Below are 17,556 nucleotides of genomic sequence, written 5' to 3'. Positions count from 1 at the left end.
GCGGGGTTCCGCGCGGCACGTCTTCCTTACCAGATTGCTCACGTGCCGCCTTCGGCGGCCGTGCTGCAACCCTGTGCCTGCTCGACGTAGTGGCGCAACGCCTTTACGTCGAGCGGTCCCGGGACGCGGAGCGCCCGCGGGAACGCCTTGCGGCGCACTGCCTGGTCGACACAGACCGGTACGGGGTGCACGTACGCACCCCGGCCGGGCAGCGTACCGCGTGGATCGGGGGCGCATTCGCCCTCGACCGCCACGGTGCGCAGCAGCTCGCTCTTGACCGCTCGCTCCCGGCACCCCACGCAGGTGCGCTCGGGGCATGCTCGGGTACGTGTCCGGCCAGACACTCCTAAGTCTACCTCCCCGGACCGACCTCACCCCTTTGGGGCAAGAATCGAACACGTGCCGCACACAAGACTGTCGTGATCTCAGCGCCGTGCGGCTTGGATCTATTCCCCCGTACCCGCCGGACGGCCCGGGCCTACTCCCCGTGCCCGCCGGGCGACTGGTCGGAGGGCTGCTCGGTGTCGGGCCGGATGTCGATCCGCCAGCCGGTCAGCCGGGCCGCGAGGCGGGCGTTCTGGCCCTCCTTGCCGATGGCCAGCGACAGCTGGTAGTCCGGCACGATCACCCGGGCGGAACGGGCCGCCAGGTCGACGACCTCCACCTTGGAGACGCGGGCCGGGGAGAGCGCGTTCGCCACCATCTCGGCCGGGTCGTCCGACCAGTCGACGATGTCGATCTTCTCACCGTTCAGCTCGCCCATGACGTTGCGCACCCGGCCGCCCATGGGGCCGATGCAGGCGCCCTTGGCGTTCAGGCCCGAGCGGGTGGAGCGCACGGCGATCTTGGTGCGGTGGCCGGCCTCGCGGGCGATCGCGGAGATCTCTACCGAACCGTCGGCGATCTCCGGGACCTCCAGGGCGAAGAGCTTCTTCACCAGGTTGGGGTGGGTGCGGGAGAGCGTCACGGAGGGGCCGCGTACGCCCTTGGCCACGCGGACGACGTACGAGCGCAGGCGGGTGCCGTGCGGGTACGTCTCGCCGGGCACCTGCTCCTGCACCGGCAGGATGGCCTCCAGCTTGCCGATGTCGACCAGCACGTTCTTCGGGTCGCGGCCCTGCTGGACCACGCCGGTGACGATGTCGCCCTCGCGGCCGGCGTACTCACCGAGCGTCGCGTCGTCCTCGGCGTCGCGCAGCCGCTGCAGGATGACCTGCTTGGCGGTGGTGGCGGCGATGCGGCCGAAGTCGGACGGGGTGTCGTCGAACTCGCGGGGCGCCTGGCCCTCCTCGAGGTCGTCGGGGTCCTCCTTCGCCCACACGGTCACGTGTCCGGTGTCCCGGCTGAGCTCCACGCGCGCGTGCCGGCGGCTTCCCTCGGTGCGGTGGTAGGCGATGAGGAGGGCCGACTCGATCGCCTCGACCAGCAGGTCGAAGGAGATCTCCTTCTCCCGGACCAGACCCCGCAGGGCGCTCATGTCGATGTCCACGGCTACGCCTCCTCCTCTTTCGTGTTGTCGTCGATGCCGCTGTCGGCGTTCTCGGTGCTCTTGGTGTTCTTGGTTTCCTTGCGGTTGAACTCGACCTGGACGCGTGCCTTGTCGATGTCACCGAAGGGAAGTCTGCGGGTGGTGGCCTTGCGTCCCTTGACGCCGGGGACCTCGAGGTCGAGTCCGTCGTCGTCGACGCCGAGGATGCGGGCGACCAGTTCGCCGCCCTCGTGGAGCTGGAACCGCACCAGGCGGTCGGTGGCGCGCACGAAGTGGCGGTGCTCGGTGAGGGAGCGCTCGGCGCCCGGGGTGCCGACCTCGAGGGTGTACTCCGCGTCGCCCATCGCGTCGGTCTCGTCGAGCTTCGCCGAGAGCGCGCGGCTCACATCGGCGATCCGGTCCAGGTCGGCACCGGTGTCGGAGTCGACGACCACGCGCAGCACACGCTTGCGGCCGACCGAGTCCACCGCGATCTCCTCGAGGTCCAGTCCCTGGGAGGCGACGAGCGGCTCAAGCAGCTCTCGCAGCCTCTCGCTCTGGGTGGTGCTCATCCGGGTGACTCCTCGGCCGCGTGTGCTGTTGTGGGACGGTGCGCGTGTCTGGTCAAAGGGTATCCGGTCGCGAGGGGTGTTGCCGTCCACCCCGGCTCGGCGGTGCCGATGGGTGGTGCCCGGCCGGGGCCCGGGTACCGTGATCACGGGCAGGCGGCCGCGGTGCGGGGTTCCGTTCGGCGCGGGTTTCGTTCGCGCCGCGCTTCGCTCCTCTGTGGTTGTCTCCGCCATCTGTGTCCGCCGTCTGTCTCCGCCGTCTGTCTCCGCCGTCTGTCTCCGCTTCCGTACGAGCCCGTCGAGGACGTCTGTCGTGTCGCTTCCCGTATCGCCGCGTCTGCCCTCCGGGCCGCGCAGAAGGAGCCTGCTCGCTTCGGCCGCCGGGGCCGCGCTGCTCGTCGGCTGTTCCGGCGGCTCGGACTCCGCCGGTCCCGGCGGTGATCCGTCCGCTGCCGACCGGGCCCGCGCGCGTGCGGCTCGGGACAGCGAGGCGCTGGCCGGGCGGTACGCGGCGGTGATCGCCGCGCATCCCGGGCTGGCGGAGCGGCTGCGGCCGCTGCGGGAGGAAGTCGTACGGCACGCGGAGGCGTTCGGTGCGGTGCGGGCGGCCTCGCCCGAGGCGTCGGCCGAGGCGTCTCCGTCGGTTTCCGCGCGTGCCGCCGGGCCGGAGGAGGGCTCCGGTGCCGTGCCCGCGGGTGAGAAGGACGCGCTGGCTCTGCTCGCCGCCGCCGAGCGGGAACTGACCGACCGGCGGATCGGGGCGCTGGCGGGAGTGCCGGGCGAGCTGGCGCGGCTGCTGGCCTCGGTGGCGGCGGCCGGGGCGGCGCACGTGTATCTGCTGACGGAGGGTGACGGGTGAGCAAGGCGGAGGACCGCGAGCTGGTCGCCCTCCAGGCGGCGCTGGCGGCGGAGCACGCGGCCGTGTACGGCTACGGGGTCGTCGGTGGGCGGATCGGCGAGGAACGGCGTGCCGAGGCACGGACGGCGTACGACGCGCACCGGGCGCGGCGGGACGCGCTGGCGCGCGAGGTGCGCGATCTCGGTGCGAAGCCGGTCGCGGCGGCGGCCGGGTACGCGCTGCCCTTCGAGGTGCCGGACGCGGCGTCGGCGGTGCGGCTGGCGGCCGAGCTGGAGGAGCGGGTGGCCGGCGTCTACTCCGACCTGGTGCGGGCCGCCGGCGGTGACCGGCGGACGGCGGCGGCCGGGGCGCTGCGGGAGGCGGCGGTCCGTGCGGTGCGGTGGCGGGGCGGGAGCGTAGCCTTCCCTGGGCTCGTCGAGCGGGCCGGTTCGGCGACACCGACTGCGTAACACGTACGGCTGCGTAACACGTACGGCTCTGCCCGTACGGGAAGGGAACGGCTCGCGCATGGCTTTCGAACCGCCGCGGCGTCTGGTCAGGGCGCTCGGTGAGACGGCACCGGCCGGTGACGACTGGTTGGAGAAGCTGCCCGGGGCGGCCGAGCGGGCCGCGGAGTCGCGCGACCTGGACGTGGAGCGGGTGCAGGTGCCCGGCGGGCGCAGCAGCCTGGTCGTCCTGGTGAAGCGGGCCGACGGGACTCCGGCCGTGCTGAAGCTGGCCCCGCGCCGGGCGCGGCCGGAGAGCGAACGGGCCGCGCTCGCCCACTGGGGCGGGCTGGGCGCCGTGCAGTTGCTCGACGAGGCGGCCCGAACGGAGGGGGTGCTGCTGCTGGAGCGGCTGCATCCGGATGTGTCGGTGCGGTCGCTGCCGGAGTCGAAGGCGCTGCTGGAGGCGGCGGGGACGCTGCGCCGGCTATGGGTGGAGCCGCCCGTCGGTCATCCGTTCGAGACCGTGGCGGAGCGGACCGGGCGGCAGGCCGAGGCCATGCGGGCGGGTGCGCTGACCGACCCGGAGGTGGCGCCGCTGGTCGACGCGGCGCTCGGGGTGCGCGGGGAGTTGCTGGACGGGGCTCCCGAGGAGCGGTTGCTGCACGGCACGTTCCGGCAGAGCAAGGTGCTCGCCGGGGACCGGATGCCGTGGCTGGCCGTGGGGCCCGACCCGGTGGTCGGTGAAAGCGCCTTCGACCTGGCGCGGCTGGTGCGGGACCGAGTGGAGGACCTCGTCGCCCAGCCCTCGGGGGCCTCGACGACCCGGCGCCGGATCAAGCGGCTCGCGGAGTCGCTGGAGGTGGACCAGGAGCGGCTGCGGGGGTGGACTCTCTTCCGGGCGGTGGAGTCGGGGGTGCGGGCCCGGCGCGTGGGGCGGGAGCGGGACGCGGAGCTGCTGTTGGAGTTCGCCGGCTGGTTGTGACGGTCGCGGGTGCCTCCGGCGGTGGGGCGGGGGGCCTGCGGCGGCCTGTGGCTGTTCGGTGGGGGTGCGGATGCCTGCGGCGCCGCTGCGGGTTCGGTGGGGGTGCGCGTGGCACGGTGTGTTGTGTGTTGGGTCGGGGCCTGCGCCGGGGGCCGTCCTCGGAACGGCGCGGAATAGGTCGGCCACAGAAGTGAACGGCGCGGACGCGCCAACCGCTGCGGACGGACACCCCGACACGTCCCCTTCCCGCCGTACGCCGCCAACCGCCCGCGCGGGGCGGCCCAGTCACCGGGCGGGCGCCGCGCCATCGTGCGCGACTGCGGGCCGCCGTCCCGCCCAGCTGCCCCAGCTGCGGGCAAGTCGTGCCTCCCCCAGTGCCTGAACGGCCTGGGAGGCGCCCCCCAGGGCAATGGGGGTCCCCCGCTCGACTAAGCCGAGAGTGGGGGAGGCACCCCGCCACGCCGGGCGGCGACACCCACGCCGGGCGGCGACACCCACCCCGACGGCCACACCCGCGCCGGGTGGGCCCTGAACGCCGGGTCCAGGGCCCAACCCCGCACCGTCAGGCGGTGAGGCGGGTGATGGCCTCCTCGACCGTCACTTCCTCGCGCTCGCCCGTGCGGCGGTCCTTCAGTTCGACCACGCCTTCCGCGGAACGGCGGCCGGCGACCAGGATCTGCGGGACGCCGATGAGTTCGGCGTCGGTGAACTTGACGCCCGGGGAGACACCCGCGCGGTCGTCCACCAGGACGCGGACGCCTGCGGCGGCCAGCTTGTCGGAGACCTCCAGGGCCAGTTCGGTCTGCAAGGCCTTGCCGGCGGCGACGACGTGCACGTCGGCCGGGGCGACCTCCTTGGACCAGACGAGGCCCTTCTCGTCGGCGTGCTGCTCGGCGAGGGCGGCCACCGCGCGGGAGACGCCGATGCCGTAGGAGCCCATGGTGACGCGGGCCGGCTTGCCGTTCTGGCCGAGGACGTCGAGCTTGAGGGCGTCGGTGTACTTGCGGCCCAGCTGGAAGATGTGGCCGATCTCGATGGCGCGGTCCAGCTTGAGGCCGGTGCCGCACTTCGGGCAGGGGTCGCCCTCGCGGACGACCACGACGTCGACGTACGCGTCGACCTCGAAGTCGCGGCCCGCCACCACGTTCTTGGCGTGCGTGTGCTCCTTGTTTGCGCCGGTGATCCACGCGGTGCCGGGCGCGACGCGGGGGTCGGCGATGTACTTGACCTTGTCGCCCAGGCCCTGCGGGCCGACGTAGCCGCGGACCAGGTCGGGGCGGCCGACGAAGTCCTCGGCGGTGACCAGTTCGACGGCGGCCGGGGCGAAGTGGGCCTCGACCTTGTCCATGTCGACCTCGCGGTCGCCGGGGACGCCGACCGCGACGATCTCGCCGTCCACCTTGACGAGGAGGTTCTTGAGGGTCGCGGAGGCCTCTACGCCGAGGGAGGCGGCCAGGGTCTCGATGGTGGGGGTGTCGGGGGTGGGGATGTCCTCGGCGGCGGGCACCCCGGCCGCGTCGACGGGGCTGAGCGCGTAGGAGATCGCCTCGGTGTTGGCGGCGAAGTCGCAGTTCGGGCAGTCCGCGAAGGTGTCCTCGCCGGCCTCGGCGGGGGCCAGGAACTCCTCGGACTTGGAGCCGCCCATCGCGCCGGCCGTCGCCGCGCAGATGCGGTAGTCGAGACCCAGGCGCTCGAAGACGCGCTGGTAGGCGGCGCGGTGCAGGGCGTAGGACTCGGCGAGGCCCTCGTCGGCGACGTCGAAGGAGTAGGAGTCCTTCATCAGGAACTCGCGGCCGCGCAGGATGCCGGCCCGGGGGCGGGCCTCGTCGCGGTACTTGTTCTGGATCTGGTAGAGGATGACCGGCAGGTCCTTGTAGGAGGACGCCTGGTCCTTCACCAGGAGGGTGAAGATCTCCTCGTGGGTGGGGCCGAGGAGGTAGTCGCCACCCTTGCGGTCCTGGAGGCGGAAGAGTTCGGGGCCGTACTCGTCCCAGCGGCCGGTGGCCTCGTAGGGCTCGCGCGGCAGCAGGGCGGGGAGCTGGACCTCCTGGGCGCCGATGGCGTCCATCTCCTCGCGGACGATGCGCTCGATGTTGCCGAGGACCTTCTTGCCGAGCGGCAGCCAGCTCCACAGGCCGGCGGCGGTGCGGCGCACGTAGCCGGCGCGGACCAGCAGCTTGTGGCTGAGGACCTCGGCGTCCGCCGGGTCGTCGCGCAGCGTCTTCGCCATCAACTTCGACATGCGCTGGACCGGTGCGTTGGCCATGGTTCTCGTGTCTCCTGCTGCGTAAGGGTGGTGCTAGGAGGTTAGCCGGGGGGTCCCGTGCGGTGGAAATCGGTTATGGCCTGCGGAGCGGCAGCGGGGCGCCCATCACCGCGTACGGCTTGGGGGCGCTGGGGAAGAGGACCTGGCGGGCGAGGTCCTGGTAGCCGAGGGAGTGGTAGAGCCCGCGGGCGGGGCTGTCCCGGTCGATCGCGGAGAGGATCGACCGGGGCTGGACGGCGTCGTCGGTGATCGTGGTGATCAGGGAGCGGCCCAGGCCGCGGTTCTGGTGGGCCGGGTGGACGTGGAGTTCGGTGATGACGAAGGAGTCGTCGAGCCAGGAGTCGTTGCCCTGGGCACGGAGGTAGGGCTCGACGACGGTGGACCACCAGTGGGAGCGGTCGTTGGGCATGCCGTAGACGAAGCCGACCAGGGCGCCGCCGACGGTGGCGCCGAGGGCCCGGGCGCCGGGGTAGGTCATGTGGCGCAGGACGATCTGGCGGCGGACGGCGACCTCGTCGGGGCCGAGGCCGAACGCGACGGCCTGGACGGCCAGGGCCTCGTCGACGTGGGCGGAGAGGTCCAGTGGGCCGATCACGACGTCCATGTGCGGGAGCCTAGCGCTTCGCTGGTCGGGGCAGGGGTGCGGCTGTCGTTCGGGTACCGGTCGGGCGGGTCTCAGAAGAGCACGCTCATGAAGGCGCCGACCTCCTGGAAGCCGACCCGCTGGTACGTGCGCCGGGCCGCCGTGTTGAAGTCGTTGACGTAGAGGCTGACGACCGGGGCGACGTCCGCGAGGGCGTAGCGCAGGACCGCCGCCATGCCGGGGGCGGCGAAGCCCTTGCCCCGGTATTCGGGGGCCACCCACACGCCCTGGATCTGGCAGGCGCGGTCGGTGGCGGCGCCGATCTCGGCCTTGAAGACGACCTTGCCGTCGGCGTCGAAGCGGGCGAAGGAGCGGCCGGAACCGACCAGTTCGGCGACCCTGGCCTGGTAGAGCAGGCCGCCGTCGCCGGCCAGTGGGGAGATGCCGACCTCCTCGGTGAACATCGCCACGCAGGCCGGCATGATCCGCTCCATCTCGTCCTTGCGGACGCGGCGGACGTAGGGGTCGGGGGCTATGTCGGCGGGGAGGTGGTCGGTGACCATGAGGGGCTGGCGGGTGCGGACCTCGCGGGCGGGGCCCCAGCCCGGTTCGAGGAGTCGCCAGAGCTGGGCGGTGGTGTCGGCGGGGCCGACGATGGAGGAGCAGCGGCGGCCGGCCCGGCGGGCGCGGTCGGCGAAGGCGCGGACGGCGCGCGGGGTGGCGCAGATGGGGACGAGGTTGGCGCCCGCATAGCACAGGGACGTCAGCATGCCGTGCTCGTACCAGCCCCACATCTCGCCGCCCAGGCGCCACGGGTCGAGGCCCGCGATCTGCACGCGGGCGGTCACGAAGGCGTTGGCGACCGGCTCGCGGTCGAGGACGGCGAGCGCGGCGTCCAGGTCGCTCGGTTCGAGCACGCGGGAGGTGGTCTGCGTCAACACGTGCGGGGGCCTCACCCTGAGATCTGCTGGTCTCCGCACTGTACCTGCCACGAATATGCCGCGCCGCCCGCCGGGCGACGCGGCAGGAGCGCAGGTGGCTCAGCCCGCGACGGATACCGAGGGCTCGCCGGAGGTCACGCCGTCGGCCTCCATCTGCTCGGCGATCTTCATGGCCTCCTCGATGAGGGTCTCCACGATCTTGGACTCGGGGACGGTCTTGATGACCTCGCCCTTGACGAAGATCTGGCCCTTGCCGTTGCCGGAGGCGACGCCCAGGTCGGCCTCGCGGGCCTCGCCGGGGCCGTTGACGACGCAGCCCATGACGGCGACACGGAGGGGGACGTCCATGCCGGTGAGGCCCGCGGTGACCTCTTCGGCGAGCTTGTAGACGTCGACCTGGGCACGGCCGCAGGACGGGCAGGAGACGATCTCCAGGCCGCGCTGGCGCAGGTTCAGCGACTCCAGGATCTGGATGCCGACCTTGATCTCCTCGACCGGCGGGGCGGAGAGGGAGACGCGGATGGTGTCGCCGATGCCCTGGGAGAGCAGCGCGCCGAAGGCGACGGCCGACTTGATGGTGCCCTGGAAGGCGGGGCCGGCCTCGGTGACACCGAGGTGGAGGGGGTAGTCGCACTGGGCGGCGAGCTGGCGGTAGGCCTCGACCATCACGACCGGGTCGTTGTGCTTGACGGAGATCTTGATGTCGCGGAAGTCGTGCTCCTCGAAGAGCGAGGCTTCCCAGAGGGCCGACTCGGCGAGGGCCTCGGGGGTGGCCTTGCCGTACTTCTGGAGCAGGCGGCGGTCGAGGGAGCCGGCGTTCACGCCGATGCGGATCGGCGTGCCGTGGTCCTTGGCCGCCTTCGCGATCTCCTTGACCTGGTCGTCGAACTTCTTGATGTTGCCCGGGTTCACACGGACCGCCGCGCAGCCCGCCTCGATCGCGGCGAACACGTACTTCGGCTGGAAGTGGATGTCGGCGATCACCGGGATCTGCGACTTCTTCGCGATCACCGGCAGGGCGTCGGCGTCGTCCTGGGTGGGGCAGGCCACGCGCACGATCTGGCAGCCGGAGGCCGTCAGCTCGGCGATCTGCTGGAGGGTCGCGCCGATGTCGGACGTGCGGGTGGTGGTCATGGACTGCACGGACACGGGGGCGTCGCCGCCCACCGCCACGGTCCCGACCTGGATCTGCCGGCTCTTGCGGCGCTCCGCGAGCCTGGTCGGAACGTCCGGCATGCCGAGAGAAATCGCAGTCATCTGCTGTGCAACCCCAAGTCGTGGATCAAGGTCCGGTCCCGTCAGCGGCGGGCTCCGGCATTCGAGATTACGGCACGGACATGAACGTCCGGCACACGGCGTACGGGAGATGCACCCTTTGGCGTCCATCTGCCGTACGACCGGCTTGAGGCCCGGTCCGGAGGGACATGCTCTCCGGATCGGGCTTCTCGTCGGACCATGTGAATGGTCCGGTTCGCACGGATGTCAGCTGATCCGTACCGGATTGACGACGTCCGCCACCAGGACGAGCAGCGTGAAGCAGACGAAGACGCCCGCCACCACGTAGGCCACCGGCATCAGCTTCGCCACGTCGAAGGGTCCCGGGTCCGGGCGGCGCAGCACCTTCGCCGCGTTGCGGCGCAGCGACTCCCACAGGGCGCCCGCGATGTGGCCGCCGTCGAGCGGCAGCAGCGGGAGCATGTTGAAGAGGAACAGGGAGAGGTTGAAGCCGGCCACCAGCATGACGAACATCGCCAGCTGCTGGGTGGGCGGGATGTCGAGGGTGGCGATCTCGCCGCCGACGCGGGCGGCGCCGACGACGCCCATCGGGGAGTCGGCCTCGCGGGGGCCGTCGCCGAAGGCCGCGTCCCACAGGGCGGGGATCTTGGAGGGCAGGGCGGCGAGGGAGTCGACGGCGTCGCCGATCCGGTCGCCCATCCAGGTCACGGACTGGCCGAAGTCCTGTTTTACCACGCCGGTGGCGGCGCTGAAGCCGAGGAAGCCGGCGGTGACGTACTCGCCCTCGACGATCTGGCCGTTGGAGTCCTTCTTGGCGACCTGGTTGGTGGCGATGGTCGCGTGCAGGGTCGTCTCCCGGCCGTCCCGCTCGACCACGACCGGCACCTTCTCGCCGGGGTTGGCGCGGATCATGTTGGACAGCCGGTCCCAGTCGTCGGTCCGTACGCCGTCGAACGCGACGATCTTGTCACCCGCGCGCAGGCCGGCCGCGGCGGCCGGGGAGGCCGGGTCGGACTTGGTGCAGTCGTCCCGGTTCTCGCTCTGCGAGATGACGCACTGGGAGACCGAGCCGACGGTGGTGGTCTGCTGGGAGATGCCGAAGCCCATCAGGACGGTCAGGAAGAGCACGACCGCGAGGATGAGGTTCATGAACGGGCCGGCGAACATGACGATGACGCGCTTCCACGGCTTGCGCGTGTAGAACAGGCGCTTCTCGTCACCCGGCTGCAGTTCCTCGAAGGCGGCCGAGCGGGCGTCCTCGATCATGCCGCGCCAGGGCGAGGTGGAGCGGGCCTCCATGCGGCCGTCGGCGCCGGGCGGGAACATGCCGATCATGCGGATGTAGCCGCCGAAGGGGATGGCCTTGACGCCGTACTCGGTCTCGCCCTTTTTCCGCGAGAAGAGCGTCGGGCCGAAGCCGACCATGTACTGCGGCACGCGGATGCCGAACATCTTGGCCGTGGACAGGTGCCCCAGCTCGTGCCAGGCGATGGAGAACAGCAGGCCGACCGCGAAGACGACTATGCCGAGGATGAACATCAGGGTCGTCATGCACGGGCCTCCGCCGTCTGTGCCGCCAGTTGCCGGGCCCGGGCGCGTGCCCAGGTCTCCGCTTCGAGGACGTCCGGGACGGTGAGCGAGGTTCCCGCACGCGGGGTGCCGTGTTCCTCGACCACTCGCGTGACGGTCTCCATGATCCCGAGGAACGGCAGCGCGCCGGAGCGGAACGCCTCGACGCACTCCTCGTTGGCGGCATTGAACACCGCCGGGGCCGTGCCCGCGAGCTGCCCGACGTGCCGGGCCAGGTTCACCGACGGGAAGGCCTCGTCGTCGAGCGGGAAGAACTCCCACGTCGAGGCCTTGCTCCAGTCGAAGGCGGGCGCGGCGTCGGGGATGCGTTCGGGCCAGCCGAGGCCCACGGCGATGGGTCCGCCCATGTCGGGGGGCGTGGCGTGGGCCATCGTCGAACCGTCCGTGTACTCGACCATCGAGTGGACATACGACTGCGGGTGCACGACCACCTCAATGCGGTCGAAGGGAATGTCGTAGAGGAGGTGGGCCTCGATCACCTCCAGGCCCTTGTTGACGAGGGTGGCGGAGTTGATCGTGATCACCGGGCCCATGGCCCAGGTGGGGTGGGCGAGGGCGTCCTCGACGGTGACGCTCGCGAGCTGCTCCTTCGTACGCCCGCGGAAGGGGCCGCCGGAGGCGGTGACGACCAGCTTGCGCACGTCGGCGCGGGTGCCGGCGGCGAGCGCCTGGAAGAGGGCGGCGTGCTCGGAGTCGACCGGGATGATCTGCCCCGGCTTGGCGAGGGCCTTGACCAGCGGGCCGCCCACGATGAGCGATTCCTTGTTGGCGAGCGCGAGGGTGCGGCCAGCTTCCAGGGCGGCGAGGGTCGGGGCGAGACCGATGGAGCCGGTGATGCCGTTGAGGACGGTGTGGCAGTCGGAGGCGGCGACGTGGGTGGCCGCCTCCGGTCCCGCGATGATCTCGGGGAGCGGCTCCCCACCGCCGTACCGCGCCCGCAGGGCTTCCCGCAGCGCCGGTACGGCGTCCTCGCGGGCGACGGCGACGGTCCTTGCCTTCAGCCGGTACGCCTGCTCGGCGAGGAGGGCGACCCGGCCGCCGTTGGCGGACAGCGCGGTGACCCGGAAGCGGTCCGGGTTGCGCAGCACGAGGTCGATGGCCTGGGTCCCGATCGACCCGGTGGACCCGAGGATCACCACGTCCTTCGGGCCGTCGCCCGCCACCGGGTCGTACACGAGGTGGGGGTCGGCGAGGGGGGCTGGACTGTCGCTCATTCCCCCATTGTGGCCGCAACGGCCCTCCGCGAGGACAGCGCGTCCCTCGGTCGGGTGTCGCGGGCTCCCGGGGCGGGGTTCGGGACCATGTCCGGCTGTGTCGGCGGGGGTGCCGAGGCCGGGTACGGGGAGGGCCGGTGGGGCCGGGTGGCGGGTGGTCGTGCACGGACGGCGGGGCGGGGCGAGCCCGGGACGGCGGCCGGGGGCGCCCGGCAGCGGGGCGGGGACGCGTCCTGGCCCGGCCCGCCGAACGGGACATGGCCCGCCACCGCCGGCGGAGGCGAGAGCGGACTCGCCGTCCGCCGATCGGCCCGGCGAGGCCGACCGGACCGGCGGGCCGCGCGCCGGGGCGGGGCGCCCGGAGCCGCCCGTCACGGGCGGGAGACACCCGGAGGAACGGTCGGGCTCAGCCGATGGGCCGGCGGACGTTCTCCCTGGTGCTCGGGCCGGGCGCGGCGTCCGCGATCCACGGGCCGTCGCCCGACGGGTCGACGACTCCCTGTTCCAGCCACTCGTAGGCACCGCCCAGCACACCCTTGACGACCTTGCGGTCGAGGTCGTCGGTGTTGGTCCACAGCCGGCCGAAGAGTTCCTCGACCCGGATGCGGGACTGGTGGCAGAAGGCGTCGGCGAGCTGGTAGGCCTCGCGGCCGTGGCCGCCCTCGGCGCGCAGGTGCTCGGCGCGGACGCAGGCGGCGCTCATCGCGAAGAGTTCCGCGCCGATGTCGACGACGCGGCCCAGGAAGCCCTGCTTGGTCTCCATCCGGCCCTGCCAGCGGGACATGGCGTAGAAGGTGGAGCGGGCGAGCTTGCGGGCGGTGCGTTCGACGTAGCGCAGGTGTCCGGAGAGGTCACGGTGGCCGGACGGGTGGAAGTCGGCGTAGGAGCGCGGGAGCTGTCCCGGTCCGGCGACGAGCTTCGGCAGCCACTTGGCGTAGAAGACGCCGGCCTGCGCGCCCGCCTTCGCCTTGTCGGTCAGGGTCTTGTCGGGGTCGATCAGGTCCCCGGCGACCGAGAGGTGGGCGTCGACGGCCTCGCGCGCGATCAGCAGGTGCATGATCTCGGTGGAGCCCTCGAAGATGCGGTTGATCCGCAGGTCGCGCAGGAGCTGCTCGGCGGGGACCGCGCGCTCGCCGCGGGCTTCGAGGGAGGCCGCGGTCTCGAAGCCGCGGCCGCCGCGGATCTGGACCAGCTCGTCGGCCATGAGGCAAGCCATCTCCGAGCCGTAGAGCTTGGCGAGGGCGGCCTCGATGCGGATGTCGTTGCGGTCCTCGTCGGCCATCTGGGAGGACAGGTCGAGGACGGCTTCCAGGGCGAAGGTGGTCGCCGCGATGAAGGAGATCTTCGAGCCGACCGCCTCGTGCAGGGCGACCGGCCTGCCCCACTGCTCGCGCACCGCCGACCATTCGCGGGCGATCTTCAGGCACCACTTGCCGGCGCCGACGCACATGGCGGGCAGGGAGAGACGGCCGGTGTTGAGGGTGGTGAGGGCGATCTTGAGGCCGGCGCCCTCCGGGCCGATGCGGTTGGCGGCGGGTACCCGGACCCGGTGGAAGCGGGTGACGCCGTTCTCCAGGCCGCGCAGGCCCATGAAGGCGTTGCGGTTCTCGACCGTGATGCCTTCGGAGGCGGCTTCCACGACGAAGGCGGTGATGCCGCCCTTGCCGCCCGTCCCGTCCTCGGACTTCGGTACGCGGGCCATGACGACGAGCAGGTCGGCGACCACGCCGTTGGTGGTCCAGAGTTTCACGCCGTCGAGGACGTAGTCGTCGCCGTCCCGCACGGCGGTGGTCGCCAGCCGTGCCGGGTCGGAGCCGACGTCCGGCTCGGTGAGCAGGAAGGCCGAGATGTCGGTGCGGGCGCAGCGCGGCAGGAACGTCTCCTTCTGCTCCCGCGTGCCGAACATCTTCAGCGGCTGCGGAACGCCGATCGACTGGTGGGCGGAGAGCAGCGCGCCGATCGCCGGGTTCGCGGATCCGACCAGGGCGAGGGCCTTGTTGTAGTAGACCTGGGTCAGGCCGAGACCGCCGTACTTGGTGTCGATCTTCATGCCGAGGGCGCCCAGCTCCTTCAGCCCGGTGATCACGTCGTCCGGGATGCGGGCGTCGCGCTCGATCACGGCCCCGTCGATCTTCGTCTCGCAGAAGTCGCGCAGCTTGGCGAGGAACTCCTCGCCGCGCTGGACGTCCTCGTCGGCGGGGAGCGGGTGGGGGTGGATGAGGTCGAGACGGAAGCGGCCGAGGAAGAGCTCCTTGGCGAAGCTCGGCTTGCGCCAGTCCTGTTCGCGGGCCGCCTCCGCGACCTGGCGGGCCTCACGTTCGGTGACGGTGGGTCGGGAGGAGGGGGTGATGGGGGCGGACATGAGGCTCACCTCGCCGCGAATCGGCATCGGGGGACCGTACGGGACCGTACCCCCGCGAAGATCGACACGATGCGTGATGCGCGAACTTGCGGACGTACGTTACTAGTCGGTGCTACCCGATCGTATGTACCCGATCCCGGACGGACCCACCACCCTTCGTGCGGCCGTTCGGCCGACAGGACCGGGGAGGGGCCAGCGGAAAAGAAGGGTGTCGAAGCGCTTCGACGAAGCTATGGACACTCACCTCCAGTAGAGTTACTGTCGATCCACCCTCACCCGAAGTTGCCCGTCTCGCGCGCTGTCGAAGCGCTTCACAAACTTGGAGAGCCGGATGGTCACCCTCGCCGAGGTCGCCCAGCACGCCGGAGTCTCGGCGAGCACGGTGAGCTATGTCCTCAGCGGCAAGCGGTCCATCTCCACCACCACCCGCCAGCGGGTCGAGGAGAGCATCCGGAAGCTCGGCTACCACCCGAACGCCGGCGCCCGCGCCCTGGCCAGCAGCAGGTCGAACATCATCGCGCTGATGATCCCCCTGCGCACGGACATGTACGTGCCGGTGATGATGGAGATCGCCGTCGCGGTCGCGACCACCGCGCGCACCCACGGGTACGACATCCTGCTGCTCACCGGTGAGGAGGGCCCCGACGCGGTGCGCCGCGTCACCGGCAGCGGGCTCGCCGACGCGATGATCCTGATGGACGTCGAACTCGACGACGAGCGGCTGCCCCTGCTGCGGGGCACCGACCAGCCGTCCGTGCTGATCGGGCTGCCCGCCGACACCACCGGGCTGACCTGCGTCGACCTCGACTTCCGGGCGACCGGCGCGCTGTGCGTGGAGCACCTGGCCAAGCTGGGGCACCGCGACATCGCCGTCATCGGCGAGGCCCCCGCCGTCTACGAACGGCACACCGGCTTCGCCGAGCGCACGCTCGACGGGCTGCGCTCCCGGGCACGCGAGCTGGAGCTGCGGCTGCTGCACCGGCCCTGCGAGGGCGGGTACGACGCGATGGCCGCCACCCTGGCCCGCGTCTTCGACGAGCGGCCGGAGACGACCGGGTTCGTCGTCCAGAACGAGTCGGCGGTCGAGCCGCTGCTCGCCCTGCTGCGCCAGCAGGGCCGGGCGGTGCCCGAGGACGTGTCGGTGGTCGCGGTCTGCCCCGAGCAGGTCGCCACCCAGGCCTCGGTACGGCTCACGTCCGTCGCCCTGCCCGCGCAGGAGATGGGCCGGCACGCCGTGGAGCAGCTGATCGCCAAGCTCGACGGGCACGGCGGCGACGAGGTCGTGCTGCTCGCGCCGGAGCTGACGGTGCGGGCCAGCTCGGGACCGGCGCCCGTCCGGTCGTAGCGTCTCCCCCTCCTCCCGCCGGGTCTCTTCCACTTCCCACTCGCAGGTGGCCTTTTCTCGCCCGCAGGAACTCCCAAGGAGCGTGCCTCGTGACCCAGCCTGCCCAGACACCGCCCGAGGTCGGCCTCGCCCAGTCCTCCCCCACCGTCGGCACGCTCCGCGAGCGGGACGGGGCGCTGGAGTGGAGCGGCCGTCAGGAAACCGTGCGGATCGAGCCGTGGGGGCCGGACGCGGTCCGGGTCCGGGCCCGGCTCGGCGGCCCCGTGCTGGCGGACCTCCCGGGCGCCCTGCTGCCGGACGCCCCGGCGACCGGCGGCACCGTCAGGATCGAGGACGGGTCCGGCGAGCGTGACGGTGGACGCGCGCTGGACCGCATACCGCTGTTGCTGCGAGACGGGGCCGAGCTGCCGGTGGCGGAGTAGGGACGCCGTGCGCGCTGCCAACTAGGCTGGGTGGCAGCAGAGTTGCCCGGCCGCGAAAAGGAATTCCGTGCCTTCGACTCCGCTCGCCCTCAGGCTCGCCGACCTGGCGCTGCGCCCCGCGTTCGGCCACGTCGGCAGGCACCTCACCAACCGGGCCCGGATACGGCGGCTGATCGCCGAGCATCCCGGGTCCGGGCGGGAACCCGTCGAGAAGCCGGTCTTCGTGGTGGGCCTGCCCCGCACCGCGACGACGCTCACGCACGGCGTGCTGCCCTGCCGGGCGAGCACCGCTGCCCCCTGCTGTAGGAGCTGCTCAACCGTCCCTGATCAGCGAGCAGGAGTGAGTCTTGGAGCCATACCTGGTCACCGCGGACATCCCGAACGGTGTTGGGTGTCCTGGTCGCCCGCTTTCGCTCCGTGTCCGGTGACACGGATCGTGTCCGTGGTCCGGGGATACGGGGGCGAGGTCCCTCACGCCCAGGGGTGTCCCGGTCGGCCTGGACGGTCCGATGCCCGCATCCATCGCTCCGGTGGGGGCGGGGCGGTGCCGTCCGACGCCGGATGGGAAAGCCCTGGGCGCGGCGACCGCGCCCGCGCGCCGGATGACCGCCGGCATCAACATGCTCACGCCGCGCTTCCGCGACACCCACCCGATGACCGCCGAAGGCCCCGAGGAGTGCGCCTTCGCCCTGCCGCACGCGCTGGTGCCGCTCTCCTCGGCACGGATACCCGAGTACCAGGCCTGGCACTACGAACGGGACTTCGTCGCCGACTACCGCCACCTCAAGCAGGTCTACCAGGTGCTCCAGTACGGTCGTCCGCGCCGCCGCTGGATCCTCAAGTCCCCCATGCACCTGGAGAACCTGGACGCGCTGCACACCGTCTTCCCGGACGCCACCATCGTGTGGACGCACCGCGACCCGGTCACCGTCGTGGCGTCCTTCTGCAGCCTGGTCGAGCACGGCATGGCCGTAAGCACCCGCCCCGTCGACCCGCGCGGCATCGGTGCCACCTGGCTGGAGCTGCTGAGCCGCTCCGCGACGCGTGGTCTCGCGGCCCGCGCCGCCATCCCCCGCCAGTCGCTCGTGGACGTCCCGTACTCCTGGCTCGGGACCGATCCGGCCGCCGGCGCCCCCAGGCTCTACGCCGCCGTCGGCGCCCGCTGGACCGGCGCCGAGGCCGCCCGGCTCGCCGCTGTCGCCGCCCGCCCCAAGGGCCCCGCCCGCACCGGTACGAGCTGTCCCGGTACGGCCTGACCCGCGCCGACGTCGAATCCGCCTTCGCGGAGTAC

Annotated in this window: 15 protein-coding genes and 2 pseudogenes; 6 read left to right on the top strand and 11 right to left on the bottom strand. The window is 72.2% G+C overall.

All coding sequences use genetic code 11. From position 1 onward, the window contains the following. Positions 1-38 precede the first annotated feature (38 nt). From M6G08_RS16465 to rimP, 3 genes are all read right to left on the bottom strand, one after another. Complete coding sequence (locus M6G08_RS16465) at positions 39-344, bottom strand: YlxR family protein (RefSeq protein ID WP_272587912.1); 306 nt, start codon at positions 342-344, stop codon at positions 39-41. A gap of 134 nt (positions 345-478) precedes the next feature. After that, on the bottom strand, positions 479-1,489 hold the full coding sequence (nusA, locus tag M6G08_RS16460) for a transcription termination factor NusA (RefSeq protein WP_272587911.1): 1,011 nt from the start codon (positions 1,487-1,489) through the stop codon (positions 479-481). 2 nt (positions 1,490-1,491) lie between these two features. After that, positions 1,492-2,040 (bottom strand): ribosome maturation factor RimP, encoded by a 549-nt coding sequence (rimP, locus tag M6G08_RS16455; protein WP_272587910.1) that lies wholly within the window; start codon positions 2,038-2,040, stop codon positions 1,492-1,494. 310 nt (positions 2,041-2,350) lie between these two features. Between rimP and M6G08_RS16450 the strand changes: the two genes are divergently transcribed. From M6G08_RS16450 to M6G08_RS16440, 3 genes are read left to right on the top strand one after another with little or no spacing between them, the layout of a single operon-like run. Then, the gene (locus tag M6G08_RS16450; protein ID WP_272587909.1) at positions 2,351-2,896 is read left to right on the top strand and encodes a hypothetical protein; all 546 of its coding nucleotides are present in this window, start codon (positions 2,351-2,353) and stop codon (positions 2,894-2,896) included. Beyond that, entirely contained in the window at positions 2,893-3,345 is a 453-nt protein-coding gene (locus M6G08_RS16445; RefSeq protein ID WP_272587908.1) for a ferritin-like domain-containing protein, read from the top strand. The genes M6G08_RS16450 and M6G08_RS16445 overlap by 4 nt, the downstream gene beginning before the upstream one ends. 58 nt (positions 3,346-3,403) lie before the next feature. Further along, the gene (locus M6G08_RS16440) at positions 3,404-4,306 is read left to right on the top strand and encodes an aminoglycoside phosphotransferase family protein (protein ID WP_272587907.1); all 903 of its coding nucleotides are present in this window, start codon (positions 3,404-3,406) and stop codon (positions 4,304-4,306) included. Between the two features lie 562 nt (positions 4,307-4,868). On the opposite strand, the gene M6G08_RS16435 is transcribed toward M6G08_RS16440, so the two are convergent. From M6G08_RS16435 to M6G08_RS16405, 7 genes are all read right to left on the bottom strand, one after another. After that, a complete protein-coding gene (locus tag M6G08_RS16435; RefSeq protein WP_272587906.1) occupies positions 4,869-6,572 on the bottom strand; it encodes a proline--tRNA ligase in 1,704 nt (567 codons plus the stop codon). A 73-nt stretch (positions 6,573-6,645) separates the two neighbouring features. Further along, the gene (locus M6G08_RS16430) at positions 6,646-7,176 is read right to left on the bottom strand and encodes a GNAT family N-acetyltransferase (RefSeq protein WP_272587905.1); all 531 of its coding nucleotides are present in this window, start codon (positions 7,174-7,176) and stop codon (positions 6,646-6,648) included. 71 nt (positions 7,177-7,247) lie between these two features. After that, the gene (locus tag M6G08_RS16425; protein WP_272587904.1) at positions 7,248-8,096 is read right to left on the bottom strand and encodes a GNAT family N-acetyltransferase; all 849 of its coding nucleotides are present in this window, start codon (positions 8,094-8,096) and stop codon (positions 7,248-7,250) included. Between the two features lie 99 nt (positions 8,097-8,195). Continuing rightward, a complete protein-coding gene (gene ispG, locus M6G08_RS16420) occupies positions 8,196-9,353 on the bottom strand; it encodes a flavodoxin-dependent (E)-4-hydroxy-3-methylbut-2-enyl-diphosphate synthase (protein WP_272587903.1) in 1,158 nt (385 codons plus the stop codon). Between the two features lie 225 nt (positions 9,354-9,578). Continuing rightward, entirely contained in the window at positions 9,579-10,883 is a 1,305-nt protein-coding gene (locus M6G08_RS16415; RefSeq protein ID WP_524540349.1) for a M50 family metallopeptidase, read from the bottom strand. Beyond that, positions 10,880-12,136, bottom strand: a complete 1,257-nt coding sequence (gene dxr / locus M6G08_RS16410) for a 1-deoxy-D-xylulose-5-phosphate reductoisomerase (RefSeq protein ID WP_272587902.1) — start codon at positions 12,134-12,136, stop codon at positions 10,880-10,882. The genes M6G08_RS16415 and dxr overlap by 4 nt, the downstream gene beginning before the upstream one ends. 406 nt (positions 12,137-12,542) lie before the next feature. Then, positions 12,543-14,498 carry an acyl-CoA dehydrogenase family protein gene (locus M6G08_RS16405; protein WP_272587901.1) on the bottom strand — a complete coding sequence of 652 codons (1,956 nt, stop codon included), beginning with the start codon at positions 14,496-14,498 and terminating at the stop codon, positions 12,543-12,545. Between the two features lie 331 nt (positions 14,499-14,829). Here M6G08_RS16405 and M6G08_RS16400 point away from each other — a divergent pair, with 331 nt between their 5' ends. After that, positions 14,830-15,843: a LacI family DNA-binding transcriptional regulator gene (locus tag M6G08_RS16400; RefSeq protein ID WP_272587900.1), complete on the top strand. Its 1,014-nt coding sequence runs from the start codon at positions 14,830-14,832 to the stop codon at positions 15,841-15,843. 89 nt (positions 15,844-15,932) lie between these two features. Continuing rightward, positions 15,933-16,190 (top strand): annotated as a pseudogene (locus tag M6G08_RS16395) (glycoside hydrolase family 31 protein); the annotation flags it as partial. A 401-nt stretch (positions 16,191-16,591) separates the two neighbouring features. Here the strand turns inward: M6G08_RS16395 and M6G08_RS16385 are convergent. Further along, positions 16,592-16,852: pseudogene (locus M6G08_RS16385) on the bottom strand (IS200/IS605 family accessory protein TnpB-related protein); the annotation flags it as partial. On the opposite strand from M6G08_RS16385, the gene M6G08_RS16380 reads away from it, so the two are divergent. Next, positions 16,775-17,521, top strand: coding sequence for a sulfotransferase family protein (locus M6G08_RS16380; protein WP_443048813.1), 747 nt, complete (start codon positions 16,775-16,777; stop codon positions 17,519-17,521). The pseudogene M6G08_RS16385 and the gene M6G08_RS16380 sit on opposite strands and share 78 nt — an antisense overlap. Positions 17,522-17,556 lie beyond the last annotated feature (35 nt).

The sequence above is a fragment of the Streptomyces sp. M92 genome, from assembly GCF_028473745.1.
In the GTDB taxonomy this organism is placed as follows: Bacteria; Actinomycetota; Actinomycetes; order Streptomycetales; family Streptomycetaceae; genus Streptomyces.
Note: the sequence above shows the minus strand (reverse complement) of the source record. Positions and strands in the feature narration are given on the sequence as shown.

Bases quoted from the DNA above. Each gene is read 5' to 3' on its own strand.
- rimP (WP_272587910.1), bottom strand. From the start codon at position 2,040: ATGAGCACCACCCAGAGCGAGAGGCTGCGAGAGCTGCTTGAGCCGCTC.
- M6G08_RS16440 (WP_272587907.1), top strand. From the start codon at position 3,404: ATGGCTTTCGAACCGCCGCGGCGTCTGGTCAGGGCGCTCGGTGAGACG.
- M6G08_RS16435 (WP_272587906.1), bottom strand. From the start codon at position 6,572: ATGGCCAACGCACCGGTCCAGCGCATGTCGAAGTTGATGGCGAAGACG.
- M6G08_RS16430 (WP_272587905.1), bottom strand. From the start codon at position 7,176: ATGGACGTCGTGATCGGCCCACTGGACCTCTCCGCCCACGTCGACGAG.
- ispG (WP_272587903.1), bottom strand. From the start codon at position 9,353: ATGACTGCGATTTCTCTCGGCATGCCGGACGTTCCGACCAGGCTCGCG.
- M6G08_RS16415 (WP_524540349.1), bottom strand. From the start codon at position 10,883: ATGACGACCCTGATGTTCATCCTCGGCATAGTCGTCTTCGCGGTCGGC.
- dxr (WP_272587902.1), bottom strand. From the start codon at position 12,136: ATGAGCGACAGTCCAGCCCCCCTCGCCGACCCCCACCTCGTGTACGAC.
- M6G08_RS16405 (WP_272587901.1), bottom strand. From the start codon at position 14,498: ATGTCCGCCCCCATCACCCCCTCCTCCCGACCCACCGTCACCGAACGT.
- M6G08_RS16400 (WP_272587900.1), top strand. From the start codon at position 14,830: ATGGTCACCCTCGCCGAGGTCGCCCAGCACGCCGGAGTCTCGGCGAGC.
- M6G08_RS16380 (WP_443048813.1), top strand. From the start codon at position 16,775: ATGCCCGCATCCATCGCTCCGGTGGGGGCGGGGCGGTGCCGTCCGACG.